Origin of the sequence: Zobellia barbeyronii, assembly GCF_018603515.1 — a bacterium.
Classification (GTDB): Bacteria; Bacteroidota; Bacteroidia; order Flavobacteriales; family Flavobacteriaceae; genus Zobellia; species Zobellia barbeyronii.
In genome coordinates this window covers 23,452-44,684 of the sequence record NZ_JACATN010000005.1, presented here as the reverse complement: position 1 = coordinate 44,684, position 21,233 = coordinate 23,452, and the positions used below count along the sequence as shown (strand labels likewise).

At 36.5% G+C, this 21,233-nt stretch carries 12 protein-coding genes; 5 read left to right on the top strand and 7 right to left on the bottom strand.

Features of this window, described 5'->3' with window-relative positions; translation table 11 throughout:
• The first annotated feature begins 344 nt into the window (after positions 1-344).
• Positions 345-5,804 carry a hypothetical protein gene (locus tag HW347_RS16295; RefSeq protein WP_214612819.1) on the top strand — a complete coding sequence of 1,820 codons (5,460 nt, stop codon included), beginning with the start codon at positions 345-347 and terminating at the stop codon, positions 5,802-5,804.
• Between the two features lie 365 nt (positions 5,805-6,169).
• Positions 6,170-7,351: a hypothetical protein gene (locus HW347_RS16290; RefSeq protein WP_214612818.1), complete on the top strand. Its 1,182-nt coding sequence runs from the start codon at positions 6,170-6,172 to the stop codon at positions 7,349-7,351.
• A 78-nt stretch (positions 7,352-7,429) separates the two neighbouring features.
• Here the strand turns inward: HW347_RS16290 and HW347_RS16285 are convergent, their stop codons facing one another.
• From HW347_RS16285 to HW347_RS16255, 7 genes are read right to left on the bottom strand one after another with little or no spacing between them, the layout of a single operon-like run.
• The gene (locus HW347_RS16285; RefSeq protein ID WP_214612817.1) at positions 7,430-8,551 is read right to left on the bottom strand and encodes an ABC transporter permease; all 1,122 of its coding nucleotides are present in this window, start codon (positions 8,549-8,551) and stop codon (positions 7,430-7,432) included.
• Positions 8,551-9,657, bottom strand: coding sequence for an ABC transporter permease (locus tag HW347_RS16280; RefSeq protein ID WP_214612816.1), 1,107 nt, complete (start codon positions 9,655-9,657; stop codon positions 8,551-8,553). Before HW347_RS16280 ends, HW347_RS16285 begins: the two co-directional genes overlap by 1 nt.
• A complete protein-coding gene (locus HW347_RS16275) occupies positions 9,654-10,382 on the bottom strand; it encodes an ABC transporter ATP-binding protein (protein WP_214612815.1) in 729 nt (242 codons plus the stop codon). The genes HW347_RS16280 and HW347_RS16275 overlap by 4 nt, the downstream gene beginning before the upstream one ends.
• On the bottom strand, positions 10,382-11,284 hold the full coding sequence (locus HW347_RS16270; protein ID WP_214612814.1) for an ABC transporter ATP-binding protein: 903 nt from the start codon (positions 11,282-11,284) through the stop codon (positions 10,382-10,384). Before HW347_RS16270 ends, HW347_RS16275 begins: the two co-directional genes overlap by 1 nt.
• The gene (locus HW347_RS16265; RefSeq protein ID WP_214612813.1) at positions 11,284-12,177 is read right to left on the bottom strand and encodes an HlyD family secretion protein; all 894 of its coding nucleotides are present in this window, start codon (positions 12,175-12,177) and stop codon (positions 11,284-11,286) included. The genes HW347_RS16270 and HW347_RS16265 overlap by 1 nt, the downstream gene beginning before the upstream one ends.
• A 13-nt stretch (positions 12,178-12,190) precedes the next feature.
• Positions 12,191-13,438 carry a TolC family protein gene (locus HW347_RS16260; RefSeq protein ID WP_214612812.1) on the bottom strand — a complete coding sequence of 416 codons (1,248 nt, stop codon included), beginning with the start codon at positions 13,436-13,438 and terminating at the stop codon, positions 12,191-12,193.
• Position 13,439: 1 nt separating this feature from the next.
• Positions 13,440-14,054, bottom strand: a complete 615-nt coding sequence (locus HW347_RS16255) for a TetR/AcrR family transcriptional regulator (protein WP_214612811.1) — start codon at positions 14,052-14,054, stop codon at positions 13,440-13,442.
• A gap of 200 nt (positions 14,055-14,254) precedes the next feature.
• Here HW347_RS16255 and HW347_RS16250 point away from each other — a divergent pair, with 200 nt between their 5' ends.
• The 3 genes from HW347_RS16250 to HW347_RS16240 all read left to right on the top strand — a co-directional run bounded on the left by HW347_RS16250 (position 14,255) and on the right by HW347_RS16240 (position 21,231).
• Positions 14,255-15,055 (top strand): DUF6503 family protein, encoded by an 801-nt coding sequence (locus HW347_RS16250; protein ID WP_214612810.1) that lies wholly within the window; start codon positions 14,255-14,257, stop codon positions 15,053-15,055.
• A gap of 272 nt (positions 15,056-15,327) precedes the next feature.
• The gene (locus HW347_RS16245; RefSeq protein ID WP_214612809.1) at positions 15,328-18,657 is read left to right on the top strand and encodes a transglutaminase family protein; all 3,330 of its coding nucleotides are present in this window, start codon (positions 15,328-15,330) and stop codon (positions 18,655-18,657) included.
• Positions 18,658-18,675: 18 nt separating this feature from the next.
• Entirely contained in the window at positions 18,676-21,231 is a 2,556-nt protein-coding gene (locus HW347_RS16240; protein ID WP_317195325.1) for a circularly permuted type 2 ATP-grasp protein, read from the top strand.
• Positions 21,232-21,233 lie beyond the last annotated feature (2 nt).

Genomic DNA, 21,233 nt, shown 5'->3' with positions numbered 1-21,233 from the left:
CACAAAGTTATTGTTTTTTTAGTGGTCCGAAAATCAATTGATTTCCGGTCTTTTTTTGGTGTGAAATAATATCAATCTAAATAGATAAACCGACTTGCCGGGAAGAATATTTGGAGACTAATGAGCTTATCGTTTTTAGCGGTTTAGTTTTTATTGCGCAAAACAGGTGCCGTTTTATATCGGATGAACGGTATCAAATGTTCGATAACTGACTGTTTACAACAAAAATAGCTAGCTACTCAACATAGACTATGGCAGTCTAGTCTTAACTGTTAAATTTGGTGCCGACTACCTATGCTAAATCTCAACCGTTAGTAACAAAATAGGAGTTTACAACCTACAGTATGAGTTCTAATTTCAAAAAAATCCTTAAGAAGGCAGGTTTTCTGGTTGCTTTTCTATGTTCATTTTTGAGTTACTCCCAGTCTTTCTTAATTACGTTTCCAGAAGCACCAGAAAATGCTACGGTATGTAATGATGCAACCTTACTGAAAGTAAAAATGAATGTAATTGAAGCCTCAACAACTGGCGCCACAATTACTATTGATCTAGCAGATGGAATGCAGTATGAAGTAGGTTCCATTGTAAAAACGGGCGGTACAAGTTCTCTAACCATAACAGAAAATGGAGGCACCCCAAACCAACCTATCTTCACTTTAGGACCAACTAACCTTACCGTTGGTAGTTTTATTGAATTTACTATTCTTAGAAAAGCATATTGTGACGCGTATAGCAACGTTCTTGCCGGAGGTATCTTTGTGGATAAAGTTATTGGTGATATTAATGGATCTTTATCCGATGAGGAAACCACACCGTATTCTATTAATTATCCTTCATTAAGTTTTGTACAACCCGCTACTTTAAATGATGCCTTAATTGGTGACATTAAGAGCAGAACCTTCAGTATAACCAATGGAGCGGACGGTTGTGCCAATGCGGTACATTTTGCCATAGATTATAACGGAACCGGTATTGCGCAGCAAAGTCTTACTTTAGATGGTGTTACCATAAATCCAACATCTGTTGTGGGACCGGTATATTATTACAGCATTTCAGGTACGGACCTTACTGCCGATTCGCAATTGTGTAATGGCGAGACCTTGACTTTTACGGAAACTATAGAAATAAAAACATGCAGCCCAGTTACGGATTATCAAATAGGATGGGGCTGTAATTCTGACCCTGTAGATTGGTGTACAATGGTAACCGGTACGGGTGGTATTAACATGGCTACCGGAAATCCTGATTTCAAATCCAACAGGAACACCAGAATAGGGTATGTAGATATGTGTACCCCGTTTAAAGTAGAAGCGGAATTTGTAAATGAGGGTACGGGAGATACAAATGCTGCTACCATGTATAATCTGAAGTTGCTAAAGGGTAGGGGAACAGGTAGTCAATCATTGACGGCTATGAGTACCATCTACTCCATTTCTAATGCAACCTTAAACTCACAAAGTGTACCATGGGTATATGTAGGTAGAAAATTAACCGTAGATCTTGAAGATTATTTCACTTCTGATCCAGATGGAGCGGGAGTAGGCCTTGATGATATTGATGGTGATGGGTTTTATGATGATTTACCAAAAAATTCAACAGTTGCCATTGTTGTAGATGTGGCCATAAATTGTGCAAGTACTTGTGGCGCTAGTAGTGTGATGGATAATTTTGCTGGATCGGTAAAATATACCACCATGTGTGATGCTACGGAGGTGTCTTCACAGCGGCTTTATGCTCAAGGCTCTTCATTGGCTTATACACAATCGGCATTTGTAACTACAGGCTACATTCCCGCAAATATTGATGACAATGTTCCTTTTAGAACTCGTTTAAGTATAGGATACTATAGACAGAAAGATGATTTTGATAGCGCAAGCTCTCGTTATGTGTATGAACTTACCCTTCCAGCAGGTGTATCGGTTTCGGGAACAGGAAATGTAGAATGGCGGTATGGTGAATTTCCGGGTTCTGGAAATCCCGTTTCTGTAGGATATACCCAAACAGGAAATGTAGTGACCATAACATCACCAAATAACAACATCGGCTATGCCTTAATCGATTTAGTGTATGATTGTAGTTCCGGCTCCGAATTGTCTTTGAATTATGCGTTTAGAAAAATAAATAATCCGGCTACAGGGTGTTCTTGTCAAGGGGAGCTTACTTGTGGTAGTTTAACCACCAATGCCAGTTGCCCAGGTAGCTGTCTTATTGGTCCAAGCAGTGGTATACCTATTGTGCGCCGTGCGGATAATTCTTTGGGTTGGACAGATAGTTCCATGTCTACCAAACAAGTTGCCGCTAATATTAGTGCCTATGATTTATCTAAAGCGTTGTATTTAGATGAAATAGAAATACACGGCAATGCTACCCAAAATGGAGCATCAGCAACCTTAGGAGCTCGTTTGGTATTGGATAAAATTAATGCATCAACCAATAAAATAACCCCTTTAAAAGTAGATGTTACTATCATACGAAGTGGTGTTACTGTTGCCAGTGGAACACTTACCAGTTTTTCTATGGCCAATTCCACTACTACAGACCAAATAATCGATTGGAATTTAAGTGCTCTTATTCCCAATGGAGGTTTGTTAAATGGCGATGAAATAGAAACTGTTTCTCGTTACCAAGTGACCTCTAATAGCATGACGCAACACGATGTGCAGTCTGGCGGACAATGGTATTTTTATAACACGGATGCCGTAACCGGAGACCAAGTATATTGTAACTTCTTTACTCCAGAAATGTATTTAGTAGGTACCAGAGATGTTATTGGCACCAATACCTATTCTAATTACGGATGTGATATTGTACAATTAGGAGGAAGCACCAACTACTTAGCACGAAGGTTTGACACCGCTGGTTTTTATTACCAAAATGAATATAGACCGGTTATGTATGTGGAGTCTATTGAAGCAGTTATTCCGCCAGGATATGAACTTATAGAAGCCAGTATAAGTGGCGGAGGCACTTTAACCGCCGATGCAGTTTCCGGGAATACGTATACGTTTAATAATCCGGGAGATTGGCCTGGTGTAGGCTTAACGGTAACGAATGCCTATGGAAGACTTTATCCTTTTAAAGTAAGGGCCACTTGTGAAACAGAAACAACCGAGCCTATAGTATTTAACTTCAAAATAAAGGATTACTATTACCACTATGCAGATGATAATCCAACAAGCACGGAACAGGAAGTTATAAAAACAAATGCTCGTAATATTACCCATTACGAGCATCCAGAGATTTCGCTAACAAACCAAACGGGTGCTATACAGGCCTCCGAACCAATTGAAAGTTGGGTGGTTCAAATGGCGAATACCGGTTCTAAAACGGCACCTTACAATTGGATTTCCATAGATGATGTGCCTAACGTACAAATTGAAAGAGTAGTGGATATTGCTACAGGTCTTGAGGTGGCCCCAACGCCATATCCTGGGGGTAATTTATATCTTTTAGGAACTACAGGACTTACTACTAGTAGTTTTAAAGATTATAGGGTAGACTTCTCCTATACCAGTTGTGTGGAGACCACCTTAAAGGTTTTTGGTGGTTGGAACTGTAATGAATATCCAACCGATCCCAATGTTGAAACTTGTAGTAAAGAAGAACTAGACCTTATTTTTACTCCAGCAAGTGGCGAGGTAGAAATTATCTCAGTAGAAGAACCCAGTAGTGCCATTGACATCTGTACCCCATTGGACTATGCTTTTAATATTAATTCCGTTCAATCCGGTAATATTAAGGATGTTATGTTCACTATTATTGCACCACAAGGTATGAATCCGGTTTCCGGTAGTTTTGAAGCGGAATATCCTGTAGGTTCAGGTAATTGGGAAGCCATAGCCGTTAGCTCAAATACAGGTTCTAATTATGTTTATAACCTAACCCAGCATACCGTATTTCCTGCTTTGGGTCTACCGGGAACGTTAAACGATGGAGGTGATGCCAATAGTAGATTAATGGCCACACGCTTTAAAATGACCTCTAATTGTAATTTTGTTGCAGGGTCTAACTTTCAGGTTTCGGCATCGGCAAATAATATATGTGGAACACCCGCATTGGGGAACAGTTTAGAATCTCAAACCGTATCAACAAACGTATCTGGTGTAGCCGCAGATTATTCTGTTGTAACAGATGTAGATTTGGTATCCGGTAGTTTTGATAATTGCAGTACGCCTGTTGTATTGGAAAATACGCATACCATTATTACCTCTGAACCTGTTGGCGCCAATGGTTTTATAGATATTGAATTGCCAATAGGATATTCCTATACGGCCAATTCCTATACGTGTACCTCTACTTTATGTGCCTCTTTTGATAGTCTGGAAACCAGTACCAACGGTAATGAAGTGATAAAACTTACCATTTCGTCTGGAATGGTAAACGGAGACGTCTTTAGCTATACATACGAGGTTACAGAAGACGCAACTGGTTTTATAAGTTGCGGTAATAAGACCATAACTATTACTTCTTTAGATGAGACCGAAAATATATCCTGTTCTACAGAGTCTGACGGATTCTGCCCTATACTTTCTGTCCAAACCGGTGAATACGATTATATTTTTAATGTAGATCGCGCAAGTTTGGTAATCACTTCTACAGCTACTAAAGCAAAATTATCGGGTACTAATGAACTAATTGCTACCGCCTTTAGTATTGAAAATACATCAACTTTTGATATTGCTTCAGGAACTATAATAGAGGCTTTTTATGATGCCAACCAGAATGGTGTTTATGATGCTTCGGAAATTATTTTAGATGATAAAATACTCGCCGTAGGCATCACAGCAGGGAATACCATATCTGAATCCCTTAGTTTTACTATTCCAACCTCACAAGTTTGTAATGTAGTTATAGCCGTAAGAACTAGTGAAAACCGATGCTTTTGTGCAGATGCCTATACGCCTATGGTGACACCTGCATCATTAAATGGAGCAGCGGGTACGGACAAAGAAGTTTGTGAAATAACCAGTAGTGTTACTTTGGGTAATCCACTAGCTGCTTATACCTATCAATGGGCAGGTATATCTCCTGTAGAGACCGCTTATTTAGATAATACGCTATCGGCAAGTCCTGTGTTTACTTATAATGGACCAAAAATCTCAACTCCGGTAGACCTTATTTATACGGTAACCGTAACCCGGCCCAACGGATGTAGGAGTACGGATACGATGACGGTAACTGTAAATCCGTCACCTCAAGCAGCTGTGAACACCACAGATACTAGTTGTGGGTTGAATAACGGTAGTATAGAATTTGTATTTAGAGACTACCCTCAAGAAACTTGGATAGAGTTTAGTTTAGATAACGGAAGTACTTATAGGTCTCAAATATCAGACGCTATGGGAAGTATTAGGTATACCGGACTATCATCGGGAACATACGATTTATGGGCTCGATGGGGAGATAATTCGTGTCCTGTAGACTTAGGCAATTACACAATAAATGTCATTGCAGAAGTTAATTATACCACGCAACCAACAAACGAAATTGTACTAGTTGGACAAGATGCCATATTCTTTGCAAACGTACAGAATGCAAATACGTATCAATGGGAATTGAGTACAGACAACGGAACAACATTTAATACTATCACGGACGGTGCTGCGTATTCCGGAACACAAACCACCACATTAACTGTTGTAAAGCCAGGTATGGATAAAAACAACTATCAATACCGTTTAATGGCGTCCAATACAAATACACCCTTATGTGCTGCTACGGCCTCGGACACAGTTCTATTAGCTGTACGTTTACCTAGTGTTATTACCAATAGGAGAATAACCCATAGGGTTAAAAAGCAGTAAAATCTTCTTATTTTAAAAAGAGTTTTAGTTATATAACTACCGCCCGAAATATAGGTCACACCTGAATGTTTAGGATGCTAAAAACAAAAAATTTATTGCATTATTTATCTGTTAATTAGTGTTTTATAAATATAATTTCTTCTCAATTTTTAAACTCAGCTTCTTATTTTCTTATATTAACTCCAGAGTGTAACCAAACCTACATTTTCTTCAATTCGGTTTTTAAGCTTAGTTATTGGTTTAAGAATACATATTGGTATAAATAGTCCACTTATGTTAACCAAACCCAAAAAAGGACACTAAAGAGGAAAGGGAGACAATTTTAGAGTTTATAATTGGCCCGCTAACTACATAAACTAAAGAAAATGAAAACTAAAACACCTGTATTATTTCTGTTTGTATTTGTATTATTTCAGTTCTCTACTGCACAACAATTACAAACGGATTTACCTAAAATTGAAAATTATAAGAAAGGAGAATTAGTGATTAAAGCAGATCCTTTTGGTGGGAAAAACCCCATAACCATAGGTATGGTTACCCCAGACGGAACTATCCATTTTGAATGGCCAGAATTAGATTTGGATACCATTGAAGGTAGTGACATGTACAGAACTCAGGTTTCACGTTTAGTAGGAGGCTCTTTTTGTAAAGATCCAGATGCTGTGATTACCAATGAAAATGCACAACCTTTGAAAGTGGAATATATTTATGTATATAAATATGATCAGCGGGTAGGCTTTATTATACCCACCACACAGAAAGGACCAGAACATAGAAAAGACCAATTGGGCAGTACAATGTATTTGGTATATAGCGATGTGGAGACCAATGCTAAAGCTAATTGTAGTGAGAAGAAACAATGGGAAGGCGCGTATAGTTTTGATGAAAAGACCTCTTATAATCTTCAACTAAAAAAGGGCTGGAATCTTGTATCCGACAGCTTAACGGAAATGGAAGATTGGGATAATGGAACCGAAAAAGGAAGTCTGCCAAAAACAAGAATAGTTGAATCCGTAGATAAAGTGCCAGCAAATATAAATTGGTATATGAAATATAACGCCAATGACGAATATTTGGAAATTGAACAAAGACTGATTAAAACTAAGCCCATTACAAGTCAACAATACGAAAGTTGGATACCAAAAAAGTTAGGGAACTTAAAAAGAACAAACTATGAAATTGGCAAAACAATAGAGCGAATGCCTACGAAGAATAATGTTTACCTCCTTTTTGAAAAAGGAGATAAAAAGATAGAGGTGACCATTGTTGATTGTGCAGATCATAAAAAAGCAGCAAGTATGTATACGTTAATGGAAGGGATGGCAAGCCGGGAATGGAAGGATAAAACAAAAACAGGGTATAAAAGTGCTTCTAAAATGGATGATAAGCGCGTGATAACTGATTATGACCAAAAGGAGGCAAAGACACTTATTACCTATAATTCTAACCAGCGGTTTACAGTAAAAGCAGAAGCAACAAGCCTTACGCCAGAAGAGCTTTGGGAGCAATTGAAAACATTGAATTTGAAGGCCTTACTTGAAGACTAAGAAAAAGTTTTATTGTTGCCGCTCTACTTTAAAAAAGATTTCATTTGGAGATTATACAAAATTTTGATGATGAAAAATTTACGTTGTTTTTTTATACCTCCAAACTGCCAATCCGTTCATGACAAAGGCATAAAGCAATGTTTTTAGTAGGTGAGGGAGAATATCTATAAAACCAGAACCCTTAAGCATTACCATGCGCATGACTTCAACAAAATATTTTACAGGGTTGAACTCAGTAACGATTTGGGCCCATTTGGGCATGCTTTCAATAGGTGTAAATAAACCACTCATTAAAATGAAAATCACCGTAAAAAACCAAGCAATAAACATGGCTTGTTGCTGCGTATCCGTAAAATTTGAGATGAACAATCCTATTCCTAAAATTACCAAAATATAAATGGAGGTGTACAAATACAAGAGAGCCAAACTCCCCACCATCGGGACTTGGAATATTATCTTTGCTAGTAATAGCCCTATGGTCAACAATCCCATTCCTATGACCCAAAACGGAAATAGTTTCCCAATAATAAACTGACTCTTTTTAATGGGTGTCACGTTTATTTGCTCTAGAGTTCCAATCTCTTTTTCGCGTACGATGTTCATTCCGGAAAGGAACAGCGTAATCATGGTGACCAGTAATACCAATATGCCTGGAACCATAAACGTTTTGTAATTTAAGGTTTCATTATACCAAAACAAGGGTATGGTTTCTATATTAACAGGTTGTATTTGGTTGTCAGAAACTTGTAGTAAATCAATTTTTAAGTGTTGATTATAACGTTTTACAATCTGGGTAATGTATACATTTTCAACTCCTGCAGCCGCACCATCAATAGCATTAATGGTAACTCCTAAATTAATATATTTTTCCTTTTGTAAATCCCGTTCAAAATATTGCGGAATGTCTAATACCACATCTACATTACCTAATAACATTTCTGCGCTTGCCTTTGCTTCCGATGGAAAATCTGTCAATACATTAAAATAATCAGAAGCATTAAATTTCTCAACTAAAGCTCTAGAAGTAGAAGTATGGTCATTATCAATGTAGCCAAATTTGATATTCTTTACTTCAAAAGTAGCCGCGTTGGATAGAATGATAAGTTGTAGAACCGGCAAAACAAAAATGATAGGTAGCATTCCTTTATTTCTAAAGATTTGCTTGAACTCTTTTTGTATGATGTATAGAATGGTTTTCATTACTCCAATCTTATTTTATATTTCTTTACACTCAATGCTATAAAGAATACGGTCATTCCCAAAAGAATTAGTGTTTCTTTCCATATGTATTGTATGCCTACACCTTTGAGCATGATGCCTTTAATGATGATGATAAACCATTTTGCTGGAATGATATTGCTGATAATTTGAAGCGGCACCGGCATACTGGAAATAGGAAAAATAAAGCCAGACAGTAGAATTACTGGTAGCATGAGTCCCATTAAAGAAATCATCATAGCGGTTTGTTGCGTTTTAGAAATAGTGGAGATTAAAATGCCCAATGCCAAAGCACTTACTATAAATAATACACTCTCTAAACCAAGCAGAAATAGGCTGCCTTGCACTGGCATATGAAAGATAAAAATACTTAACAACACTATAACTATAGCGTTAATAACAGATAGAAAAATATAAGGAACCACCTTTCCTATAATCACTTGAAAGGGGTTAATTGGCGATACCAAAAGTATCTCCATAGTACCCAATTCTTTTTCTTTTGTAATAGAAATAGAAGTCATCATTGCCGAAACCAACATGAGAATAATTGTCATTACACCTGGCACGAACATATAGACGCTTTTTAACTCTGGATTGTACACCATACGCGTCTGAGAGACAATTTGATATGGGGTAGTGGTACCTTTATTTAATTCTAATTGATACTGCTGTAAAATGGCATTTACATAATTACTTATGGTATTTGCCGTATTGGGATCTGTGGCATCCGTAACAATTTGTATCGTGGCTTTGTGGTCGTTAATCAGATTTTTACTGAAGTCATTTTCAAAATTCAAAACGGCCTTAACCTGTCCTTTTTCAAAAACAGAAGCAATGTCCGCTTCGTGAGTTATCATCTGCTTAATACTGAAGTATTTTGATGCCGATATTTTATAGATAATTTCCTTTGTAGTAGCATCTTTTGAATGGTCTAAAACAGCAATATCTACATTATTTATTTCATTGGTAATAGCGAAACCAAAAAGCAAAATTTGGGCAATAGGCATTCCAAAAAGTATAAACAATGAGCGTCTATCTCTAAAGATGTGGTAGAATTCTTTTTTTACAAAGCCTATGAACCTTTTCATCCTCTTGCCAGTTTTAGAAATACGTCGTTCATAGTAGCAGCGTTAAACTGTTTTTTAAGTTTTTTGGGAGTATCTAAAGCCTCTATTTTTCCATTGACCATAATAGATACACGATCACAATATTCTGCTTCATCCATATAGTGTGTAGTAACAAAAACCGTGGTTCCTTCATTTGCAGCTTTATAAATCATCTCCCAAAACTGGCGTCTCGTAATAGGGTCAACACCTCCTGTGGGTTCATCTAAAAAGACAATTTTTGGATCATGGATTAAAGCCACGGAAAAAGATAGTTTTTGTTTCCAACCCAAGGGCAAGGAAGCTACTAATTGGTTGGCTACTTTTTGGAGTCCTAATTCCGTAATTAATACATCTGACTTTTCTTTTATCACATTTCTAGACAAGCCATAAATACCTCCAAAAAAAGTGATGTTCTCTTTAACCGTCAAATCATCATATAGTGCAAACTTTTGGCTCATATAACCAATGTTCTTCTTAATGTCTTCGGCCTGTTTGAATACATCAAAACCGGCTACATTGGCTGTTCCAGCAGTTGGAATAGAAATACCAATTAGCATTTTCATTGCTGTAGTTTTACCTGCTCCATTAGCTCCTAGAAAACCAAATATTTCCCCTTTTTTAACGTCAAAAGTTATGGCATCTACCGCCGTAAAATCACCAAACATTTTGGTTAACCCTTCTACTTGTATGACTTTATCGTTATCCATTATTTTGCCAGTTCCATAAAGGTATCCTCAATGGTAACCTTTGTTTTTTCTATTACAAGATCAGATAGGTTTTTAGATTCTAAATACGCTTTTAATTCTGTTGGATTAAAATCTGACCTTTGATCCGTGTAATGAACAAATTCACCAAAAGGGTAAACACTATGACTATACTCATAGGCCTTTAAAGCGTTTGTAAGCTCATATGTATTAGTGGCGCTAACATTGTAAATCTGTTTTGGGTAATGCTTTACAATGGCTTGTGGTGTGTCTATCTGTAAAATTTTACCGTCTTGTATCAATGCTATTCTATCGCACAAAGCAGCCTCGTCCATATACGGTGTTGATACTAAAATGGTAATACCTTTTTGTTGCAATCGTTTAAGCATCTCCCAAAATTCTTTTCTAGAGACAGGATCAACACCCGTAGTGGGCTCATCTAAGAACAATACTTTTGGTTTGTGAATGAGGGCACAGCACAACGCTAACTTTTGTTTCATTCCGCCAGAAAGTTTACCGGCTCTACGGTTTTTAAAAGGTTCTATCTGAACGTAGATCTCTTGTATTAAATCGTAGTTTTCTTGAATAGTCGTACCAAAAGTAGTTGCGAAAAAAGTCAGGTTTTCCTCTACGGTCAAATCTTGATAAAGTGAAAATTTTCCCGGCATGTACCCAACACTGTTCCTTATCTTTTTATAATCCTTAACCACATCAAAGCCAGCAACGGTTGCCGTACCTTCATTAGCCAATAAAAGTGTAGTTAAAATCCGGAACAAGCTTGTTTTACCAGCGCCATCCGGACCAATTAGACCGAAGAGCTCGCCAGATTTTACCTCAAAAGAAATGTCCTGTAAGGCCTTAACGGCGTCATAAGATTTTGATATGTTAGAAACGGATATGCTCATTATTCTTGAGTTAACCATAGTTCTGCAGGCATACCAATCTTAAGGCTTCCATCATTGGCAACATCTATTTTTAGAGCATAAACCAAAGCAACACGTTCTTCTTTTGTTTGAATAATTTTAGGTGTGAATTCAGCTTCGGAGGCAATCCAGCTGATGGTCCCTTTATAAGACTTCATAGATGTGTCATCATCAATTTTTACGGTGACTTCCTGACCAATTTTTAAATTGGCTAATTGAGTTTCACTAATATACACGCGTAACTGCATGGTTTTTAAATCTGCAATTTTATAAAGCGGTTTCCCAAAAGTTGTAATCTCATTAGGTTCTGCATACTTGGTTAAAACCGTTCCCGCTAAAGGGTTAATGATTTTACTTTTTTGAATCTGATCATCAATTTGCCTAAGCTGCACATCAATAGATTTTAATTCGTTTACCACAGGAGCATTCTGTATTTCAACACTTCTAATTTGACTTTTTAAAACATCTATATCACCTTCAATATCATCTAATTGTTTCTGTGTACCGGCATTATCCTTTATTAAATTCTCAATTCTATCTTTGTTGATATTTCCATTTTTCAATTTGGAATTGAACACATTAATTTGTGACAGTACACCTCTAGATTTTGAACTGACAACAGCCTTAGAAACTTCTAATTGTTCTCGTTTTAAGGCTAGCGGAATGGTATCTATATATCCTATAAATTGCTGTTTCTTAAGAACATCTCCCTCATTAACATCAAACTGCATTAGCTTTCCACTATTTTCTGCTGAAATAGTGATTTCAGTAGCTTCAAAATTACCGTAACCGTCTGCTTTTCCATTAGAATCACCACAGGAAAAGAGGGTGGTAGCAATAATACTTAAGCCTAATATATAGTTGTACCTTTTCATTTTTCTATATGTATTACCCTTTAATGACATTGTAGTTTGCTTTTGCGAGTTGTAACTGTATCTCATGCCGTACTAAGGTGTTTTGGTCTTCATATAAATTGGTAAGTTCCGTGATATATGCTGAAGATGTAATCACCCCATTTTTTAGTTGTGAATCTGCCATTTGCAACACTTCTTTTCTAAGGTTGATTATAGCTTCATCAGATGTTATAATAGCTTCTATTTTCTCTATTTCCCTTTGCTGTTTATTTAGCTCAATAGTAGTGTTGAGTTTAAAAACTTCTGTTTCATTATCTACAATATCTTTATTGATAGCTAATGATTGCCGTTGTTTTTGATTAGCGTTCCAATCAAAAACATTCCAATGTAATTTCACGCCTGCTATATAAAAAGGTTGAAATGAATTATCTAGCATATTCAATCCTGGATTTCCATAACCACCTGTAGCAAAGCCTAGTAATTTGGGTACGTTCTGTTTAGAAATCAAATTTTCTGAATTCTCGATTTCGTCTTTTTTATACTGAAATAATTCCAGTTCAGGTCTAATTAACTCTTTCTGTACATGAATTTTTATTAGCGAATTTTTAAATTCTGTGCTAGCATCTATAGGCTGTTTTATTAAACTAGAGAGCGTTTCTATTAGCGTTAATTTATTGCTTTCTATTTCCTTAAACTGTTGACCTATTTTTAATAATTCAGCTTCCAATACTTTATCTGAAGAGGGTAGTAGTATACCGTTTTTTACACCAGAACTAACCTCTTTTAGTTTAGCCTCTAACTGTGTTTGTTTCGATTTTAATAATAGATTGCTTTCCTGTGCTAATAGGATAGAAAAATAGAGTTGATTAATCTGTTGTCTTAATTGATATAGACTGACTTCAACCTGTTTTTGTTTCGATTTTAGCTCAGCAGATTTAATGGCTAATGAAGCGGCCGTTGCCCCTCCGTTATAAATCAATTGATTTACCGAAAACGTAGCACGATACTGATCTTTATTTAATGGGTCAATATTAGCGCTGGCAATAGGAATTTCAATTACATCAGATTGATAAGTAGCTTGCGCATCCAGACTTAATTGAGGCAGTTTTGCAGTAGAAATTACAGCGGCTTCTAAAGTATTTTGTGTTTCCAAGAGTGATGACTGTTTTGCCAAAGGGTAATTTTGAGTCACAGAATTATAACACTCTTCCAGCGTAATACTTTGCTGAGCAATAGCAGGAAACGCTGTTAGTATTACAAGAAATAGTAGTATACGTTTCATACTAGGTGTTCTTTATGGAGTTGATAATGAAATCGGCAACTTCAGTTTTACGGTCTTCCATGAGTTGTTTATATACCTTACTATCTACATTAGAGAAAGCCATAATCAAAGGTTTAGCTACAAAAGGAAAAATATTGAGCGCTAGAATATTGATGAACAACTGCTCCGCACTTATAGGCTTTATACTGCCTTTTTCTACCTCTCTATCTACTTGCTTCTTAAATTTAGCTAGGTTAGGAAATCCTTTGCTATCCTTCATTTGTAGAATAAACTCCGGATTTCTATTCAATTCTTGAATTATAAAATTGGGTAAATAAGGATGCTTACTAATAAAAGATATATAGTTAAAAGTGAAGTTTTTCACTTTCTCTTCAATAGAAGAATCGTCATTTAAAATTGCGTTTAATTGAGGCGCCAGTAAGGAAAAGACATTTTTAAAAACGGCTTCAAAAAGTAGTTGTTTACTTCTATAGTAATAATGAAGCATAGCTTTATTAATCCCTGCTTTATCGGCTATTTCTTGCATTCGTGCACCATCCATTCCTTTGGTCTGGAAAACATTCTTTGCTGCTTCAAGTATTTGCTCTTCGGTATTTTCGTCTTTGCCTTTTTTCATTCCTAACTATACGGTTTAACCATTTGGTTAACAAAATTACGTAAAAATAGTTTTGACCAACAGATTAATCACATAAAACTTTGGTTTCCAAGTTTAAAGCAAGCTTATTGGGGTAATGTCAGGGTTTATAAATCAAGTCTTTGTAAGTTTTAAAATAGAGGTAGACTAACCCATGAATTTAAAATCAGAATAAAGTAGTTATGAATAAAAAACTTAAAAGCACCTTAGCGTCATTTTTATTGACAATGGTAGTTGCTACCACAGTTAATGCACAAAACACAGATACTAAATCAGCTGAATTATTAGATGCCTTAGAAGCGGTAAATGGAGGTTATACTGCCTTAGATGCCAAAAAAGATATTCAATATCATTATGTATATGACAATTTTGCTAAAGGCAAAGATGTGTCTATAGAGCGTTATATTTTTAATGGGGAACAATCATGGGGTTCTTACGAGCAACATGATATTAATTTACTTCCTGGTCAAAAAGGAACAGCCGTTCAATCTTTAGTGGATAACAAACCTGCGTTAACTTTAGAAGGTAAGAATATTACTGATCCTAAAGCTATAGGCGGAACCGTGTTCTTACGTAAAGTAAATATTTATTGGTTCGCAATGATGTATAAATTGAAGAATCCAGGCACTAACTACAAATACCTTGGTACTGAAAAAGTAGGAGATATTAATTATGACAAAGTGAGTTTAACCTACAGCGCCGATGTTACTAAAAAGGAACAGAACGATGAGTTTATTTTGTATTTCAACCCTAACACACATTTGGTGGATCAGTTCTTCTTTTCTTTACCAGCCATGGGTGTAAACAAGCCAATTTTAAAAATGACATTGACTTACGAAACCGTTGATGGTCTTTTGTTATCTACTGTACGTAAAAGTTATATGCCAGATAAAAAAGGTGGTTTTGTAGAAACAGGTGTTTATACGATGAGCGACATAAAATTTAATAATGGTTTTAAGAAAGAAGATTTTCTTTTAAACTAGAATTCAACATCATAATTTATAAGAGTCCAATCTAAGATTGGGCTTTTTTTTGCGAAAAATTGAAATAAAAAACGCTTACTAATAACCTGTAAGACCTATTTTTAATTTCACTGGTTTTTAATAAAATACCAATAGAGCAATTAAAATATCAAAAATTAGCAATCGTGGTCTTAATTTAGGTTGTTAGTTATTTTTACATAAAAATTTAAACGAAGTAGGTGGAACCTCAAATTAGTCGCTATATTAGGATGTAACGAATTTAATTTTACTAGATGGCACTGAAAGTATCAATCTCACATAAGACGACTTATAAATATGATAGGAGAATTAATCTTTCTCCACATATTTTTAGACTAAGACCAGCACCACATAGTCGCACACCTATTGAAGCGTATTCTATTAAAATAAAGCCAGACAATCATTTTTTTAATTGGCAACAGGATCCTTTTGGCAACTATCTAGCACGTATTGTTTTTCCTGAGAAAACAGATTTCCTATCAGTAGATATTGAGATTATTGCCGATTTGAAAACAATTAATCCTTTTGATTTTTTTGTTGAAAAAGGGGTGGAAAATTATCCTTTTGTCTATTCGGAGGAATTGAAAAAAGAACTTTTACCTTATTTAGAAATAACTGAGAAGGGCCCACTATTGAAAGATTGGGTAAAAAAAATTGATTTAACTCCTAAAAGAAGTATTGACTTTTTGATAGAGCTGAACAGCAGCCTGTATAATTATCTTAATTATACGGTCCGTATGGAGCCTGGCGTGCAGTCTTGTGAAGAAACCTTAGATAAAAAGCTTGGTTCCTGTAGAGATTTTGCATGGCTTTTAGTACAGACCTTAAGACATCTAGGTCTTGCAGCACGTTTTGTTTCTGGATATTTGGTGCAATTAAAATCTGATGAAAAATCATTGGATGGTCCTTCTGGTCCAGAAGAAGATTTTACGGATTTACATGCATGGACCGAAGTATATCTACCTGGTGCAGGTTGGATTGGATTGGATTCCACTTCAGGACTTTTGGCAGGTGAGGGCCATATACCGCTAGCATGTACACCTTCTTTTGAAAGTGCTGCCCCAGTATCTGGAATGACAGATCCGTGTGAAACTGAATTCATATTTAATAATTCCGTTACTAGAATTTTTGAATCTCCAAGAGTAACAAAACCCTATACAGAAGATCAGTGGAATGCTATTTACAATCTAGGTTTTGAAGTAGAGGAGCAATTACAGGCCAATGATGTACGATTGACCATGGGAGGAGAGCCAACTTTTGTTTCTATAGATGATATGGAATCTAAAGAATGGAACACGGCTGCTGATGGAGAACATAAAAGAAAACTAGCGAGCGAACTTTCTGTGAGCTTAAAGAATGCATTTAGCAAAGGTGGTCTATTGCATCACGCACAAGGAAAATGGTACCCTGGCGAGCCATTACCACGTTGGTTAATAGGAATACATTGGCGAAAAGATGGTGAAAAGGTTTGGGATGAGCCTAAATTGCTAGCTTCATTTTCTGAGACCTATAAATTACCTGAAAATATTAGTAATACTTTTCTAAAGAACCTAGCTAGTAAATTAGGTGCTTCTGAAACCAGCATTATGCCTGCTTATGAAGATGCCTTTTATTTTCTTTGGGAAGAAGGGAAATTACCGGTTGATGTTGACCCTAAAAAATATAATAAAAAAGATACCAGCCTAAGACGTAAGTTGGGCGAGATTTTGGAGCAAGGTCTTGGAGAAACTATAGGTTATGTTTTTCCGTTGGCCAAAAAAGATGCTCAGTGGATTACTAACCCTTGGGAGTTTCGTGGTAAACATTTATACTTAACACCGGGGAATTCGCCAGTAGGTTTGCGTTTACCACTAGAATCATTGCCAAAAGACCCTGAGGTACCTTCAGAACCTACGGCAGAGCCAGAAATGTTTGAAACAAAGCCAAAATTGAAACCTTATGGTTTTGAGCTAAAACAAAGAATAAAGTCCGCAAAGGTAAAGCCAAAGCTAGAAAAGCAGCCTTACGTGCGTACAGCAATTTGTGCCGAGGTTAGGGAAGAAAAATTATATCTTTTTCTACCTCCGTTAGATAGCGCAGAAGACTTTTTAGATTTAGTAGCCAGTATAGAAGCCTCGGCCAAAGAATTAGATGTTCCCGTGATTTTGGAAGGTTATGAGCCACCAAGGGACAATCGTTTGGAAGTGCTTAAAGTTACACCGGATCCTGGGGTAATTGAAGTGAATGTGCATCCAGCAAAAAACTGGAAGGAGCTTACGGACAATACACTTTTATTATATGCCGAAGCCAAAAAGTGTAGGTTGGGCACAGAGAAATTTATGCTGGATGGGAAGCATACAGGTACTGGTGGTGGAAACCACGTTACTTTAGGTGGCGTAACTCCTGCAGATAGTCCATTGCTTAGAAATCCTCAATTGCTTCGTAGTTTACTTACTTTTTGGCAACACCATCCTGGTCTTTCATATTTATTTTCAGGAGCCTTTATTGGGCCAACAAGTCAAGCTCCACGTGTAGATGAAGCTAGGTTAGAAAATTTATACGAATTAGAAATTGCTTTTTCTCAAATTCCTGATGACGAAGAGGTTCCTTTTTGGCTGACCGATAGGCTTTTTAGACATTTATTGACGGATATTACAGGAAACACTCATAGAGCGGAGTTTTGTATAGATAAATTATATTCTCCAGATAGTTCATCTGGGCGTTTAGGTATTCTTGAGCTTCGGGCTTTTGATATGCCGCCACATGCACAGATGAGTCTAATGCAAATGTTATTGGTACGAACGCTGGTAGCTTGGTTCTGGAAAAAACCTTATAAGCACAATTTAGTGCGATGGGGAACGGAACTGCACGATAAATTCTTATTGGAGCATTATGTAAAAGAAGATATAAAGGACATAGTTACCCAACTTAATGATGCAGGCTTTCCATTTAAATTAGATTGGTTTGATCCTTTCTTCGAGTTTAGATTTCCACTTTATGGTATGGTCGAAATTAATGCCATGCAGATAGAATTGCGCATGGCTATAGAACCTTGGAATGTACTTGGAGAGGAGATGACGGGCGGAGGAACAGCCAGATACGTAGATTCTTCACTAGAAAGGGTACAGATAAAAATCAATAATTTTACAGAAGAACGCTATGTTTTAACCTGTAACGGTGTAAAAGTACAATTAAGTAGTACAGGAGTAAAAGGTGAGTATGTTGCTGGTGTGCGTTTTAAAGCTTGGGAACCTTGGTCTGCTTTACACCCTACATTAGGTGTAGATACGCCGTTGGTTTTTGATGTGGTAGATACTTGGAATAATAAGTCTATAGGTGGTTGCACCTATTTTGTTGCTCATCCTGGCGGGCTATCTTATGATAGTTATCCGGTGAATAGTTATGAGGCCGAATCACGAAGAATTAATCGCTTTTGGGACTTTGGTCATACGCAAGGAGAGATAGCGCCTACAGAAATGGTTGCAGCAACAAATTTTGTTGGTAGAATGGTAGAACGTAAAGCTGCTTCTACTACTTTTGACTATTCAGAGATTCCAGTAAGTCCAGAATACCCTCATGTACTTGATTTACGGAAAAAGAAATAAAGAAAACTTTCAACATAAGTGATAAATACAACGTGGTTAAGTAATTATTTTACAGATTATAAGTCCGATGAAATGTTTACTCCAAAAATGGATGTAAAACCGCATTGGACAAAACTTTTTAAAGGTCTAGGTGAGTTAGGTGAAGAAGGTTTAAATGCACGTCAAAGAGATATTGACTGGCTTTTGGCAGAGAATGGTGTCACCTATAATGTTTACAATGACCCCAAAGGATTGCATAGACCATGGAATCTAAACGCGGTTCCTTTTTTATTGCATGAAAGCGAATGGAAACTTGTTGAAGCAGGGTTAAAGCAAAGAGCTGAGTTATTAAACTTGGTTTTGAAAGATGTTTATGGCGAGCGTAATCTCATTAAAAACGGAATCGTACCTAGTGAAATTATTTACGGGCATCGCGGTTTTTTGCGTCAATGTACAGGAATAAAATATTCTACTGAAAAATTACTATCCATGTACGCTGCAGATATTGCTCGTGGTACGGATGGGCGTTTGTGGGTCGTAAATGATCGTGCAGAAGCTCCTTCTGGTATGGGATACGCCTTAGAGAATAGATCTACTACAAGTAGAATGCTGCCTGAGATGTTTTCTAAAATGAATGTAAAGGGACTTTCTGGTTTCTTCCAAGAGTTCAACCAAATGTTGGTTGATGCTTCTCCTGAAAACAAAGAAAATCCGAACATCGTAATTTTAACTCCGGGTTCGCATAACGAAACTTATTTTGAGCATGCCTTTTTAGCCTCTTTTTTAGGTTATCCATTGGTCCAGGGCAACGATTTAGTTGTTCGTAACGGATTTTTGTGGATGAAATCGCTAAAGGGATTAAAACAAGTAGATGTTGTTCTTAGAAGAGTAGATGATGCATATATAGACCCTTTAGAACTTAGAGAAGATTCACGTCTTGGTGTTGCGGGATTACTAGATGTGGTACGCAGAGGTAACGTGGCAATTATAAATCCTGTTGGTAGTGCCGTTCTAGAAAACCCTGGGCTAATACCTTTTATGCCTGCCATAGCAAGGTATTTTCTCAAAGAGGAACTTATTTTACCACAAATAGCTTCATGGTGGTGTGGTCAGGAAAAGGAACGGAATTATGTTTTAAACAATATTTCTAACCTTGTAATTAAAAGAATAGATCGTACCAACCGCGAGAGCATTCATTTTGGGGAATTTCTAAGTAAAGATGAAATTGAAAAGCTAAAAGCAGAAATTAATCTTAGACCATACAGGTTTGTAGCTCAAGAGAAAATTAATTTTTCTACAGCTCCAAATCTTACAGACGGAAAAATTGAACCACGAAATTTGGTGGCTAGAACTTTTTCTATAGGAACAGAAGATGGGTATTCCGTAATGCCAGGTGGTTTAGTACGTGTTGCTCCAGATAGGGATACCGTTCGTGTATCCAATCAGCGTGGTGGTACCAGTAAAGATTTTTGGATACTAGAAGATGCCGCAAGTAAGGAGACCAAAGCACACTACTGGCAACCAAAACCATCTATTGGTGCTACGGGTTTAAACGATTTACCCAGTCTTACCGCTGAAAATCTATATTGGGCCGGTCGTTATGTAGGTCGAACCTTAGTTAATGCCCGTTTTTTAAGAATGGTGCTGAAACAGATGGTTCTTGTTCAGAATAGTAGTGAAAAACCAGATAGCGTTAAGTTACAGGTGCTTTTTAACGCAGTAACACAGTTAACCGGAACCTTTCCGGGATTCTCCGAGAAAAATAAAAAAGGAGAATTTGCAATGGATGATCCTTATAAAGAAATGCTATCTGTTATTCTGGATAAAAACAGGTCGGGTAGTTTAGCCCATACCATTAGTATGTTCAGTAATTCATACTATTCCATAAGAAACCTTTGGTCTTCCGATATGTGGCGTGTTTTTGAAAATATTCAAAAAATATGGAGAAGTTTTGAAGAAGACTCTGACAGATCCATCAACAAAATAATAAAAGTGCTTAATCAATTAATAACCCGCTTAATTGCATTTATGGGTTTAATAGAAGAAAGCATAATGGTGCAACAAGGTTTGTTGCTTTATTTTATTGGGTTGCAGCTAGAACAGAGTACGCTAACAATTACAAAATGCAGGTCTTTGTTGTCTATAAAATATGATGAGCAAGTAGAGTATGAATTATTAGAGTACTTATTGGTTAGTCATGAAAGTTTAAATATTTATAGACATAGTTACCGTTCGTATATTCAAATAGAGCATGTTATTGATTTGGTGATGCTTGACTTAGAATACTCAAGATCACTAACCTATATGTTTAATAGAATTCAAAAAGATATATCAAAATTACCTCACTCAGATACAATGCATCATTTGGTGGATTATCAGAAATACATATTTGAAGGTTTTTCAAAATTACGTCTGGCAAATTCAATAGATCTTGTAAAATCCGAATCAAAAGAGGATGTTGTACGCAAAGATTTAGATAATTTACTAGAAGAACTATCCGACTTACTTTATGAAACGTCCCAATCCATATCAAAAACTTATTTTGATCACACGACCAAGCAAAATCAATTAGTTAGACAGTCTTTTCCTATTTAGTT

Excerpts from the sequence above, each read along its gene's own strand:
- HW347_RS16295 (WP_214612819.1), top strand. The coding sequence starts at position 345 with ATGAGTTCTAATTTCAAAAAAATCCTTAAGAAGGCAGGTTTTCTGGTT.
- HW347_RS16290 (WP_214612818.1), top strand. The coding sequence starts at position 6,170 with ATGAAAACTAAAACACCTGTATTATTTCTGTTTGTATTTGTATTATTT.
- HW347_RS16285 (WP_214612817.1), bottom strand. The coding sequence starts at position 8,551 with ATGAAAACCATTCTATACATCATACAAAAAGAGTTCAAGCAAATCTTT.
- HW347_RS16280 (WP_214612816.1), bottom strand. The coding sequence starts at position 9,657 with ATGAAAAGGTTCATAGGCTTTGTAAAAAAAGAATTCTACCACATCTTT.
- HW347_RS16275 (WP_214612815.1), bottom strand. The coding sequence starts at position 10,382 with ATGGATAACGATAAAGTCATACAAGTAGAAGGGTTAACCAAAATGTTT.
- HW347_RS16270 (WP_214612814.1), bottom strand. The coding sequence starts at position 11,284 with ATGAGCATATCCGTTTCTAACATATCAAAATCTTATGACGCCGTTAAG.
- HW347_RS16265 (WP_214612813.1), bottom strand. The coding sequence starts at position 12,177 with ATGAAAAGGTACAACTATATATTAGGCTTAAGTATTATTGCTACCACC.
- HW347_RS16260 (WP_214612812.1), bottom strand. The coding sequence starts at position 13,438 with ATGAAACGTATACTACTATTTCTTGTAATACTAACAGCGTTTCCTGCT.
- HW347_RS16255 (WP_214612811.1), bottom strand. The coding sequence starts at position 14,054 with ATGAAAAAAGGCAAAGACGAAAATACCGAAGAGCAAATACTTGAAGCA.
- HW347_RS16250 (WP_214612810.1), top strand. The coding sequence starts at position 14,255 with ATGAATAAAAAACTTAAAAGCACCTTAGCGTCATTTTTATTGACAATG.
- HW347_RS16245 (WP_214612809.1), top strand. The coding sequence starts at position 15,328 with ATGGCACTGAAAGTATCAATCTCACATAAGACGACTTATAAATATGAT.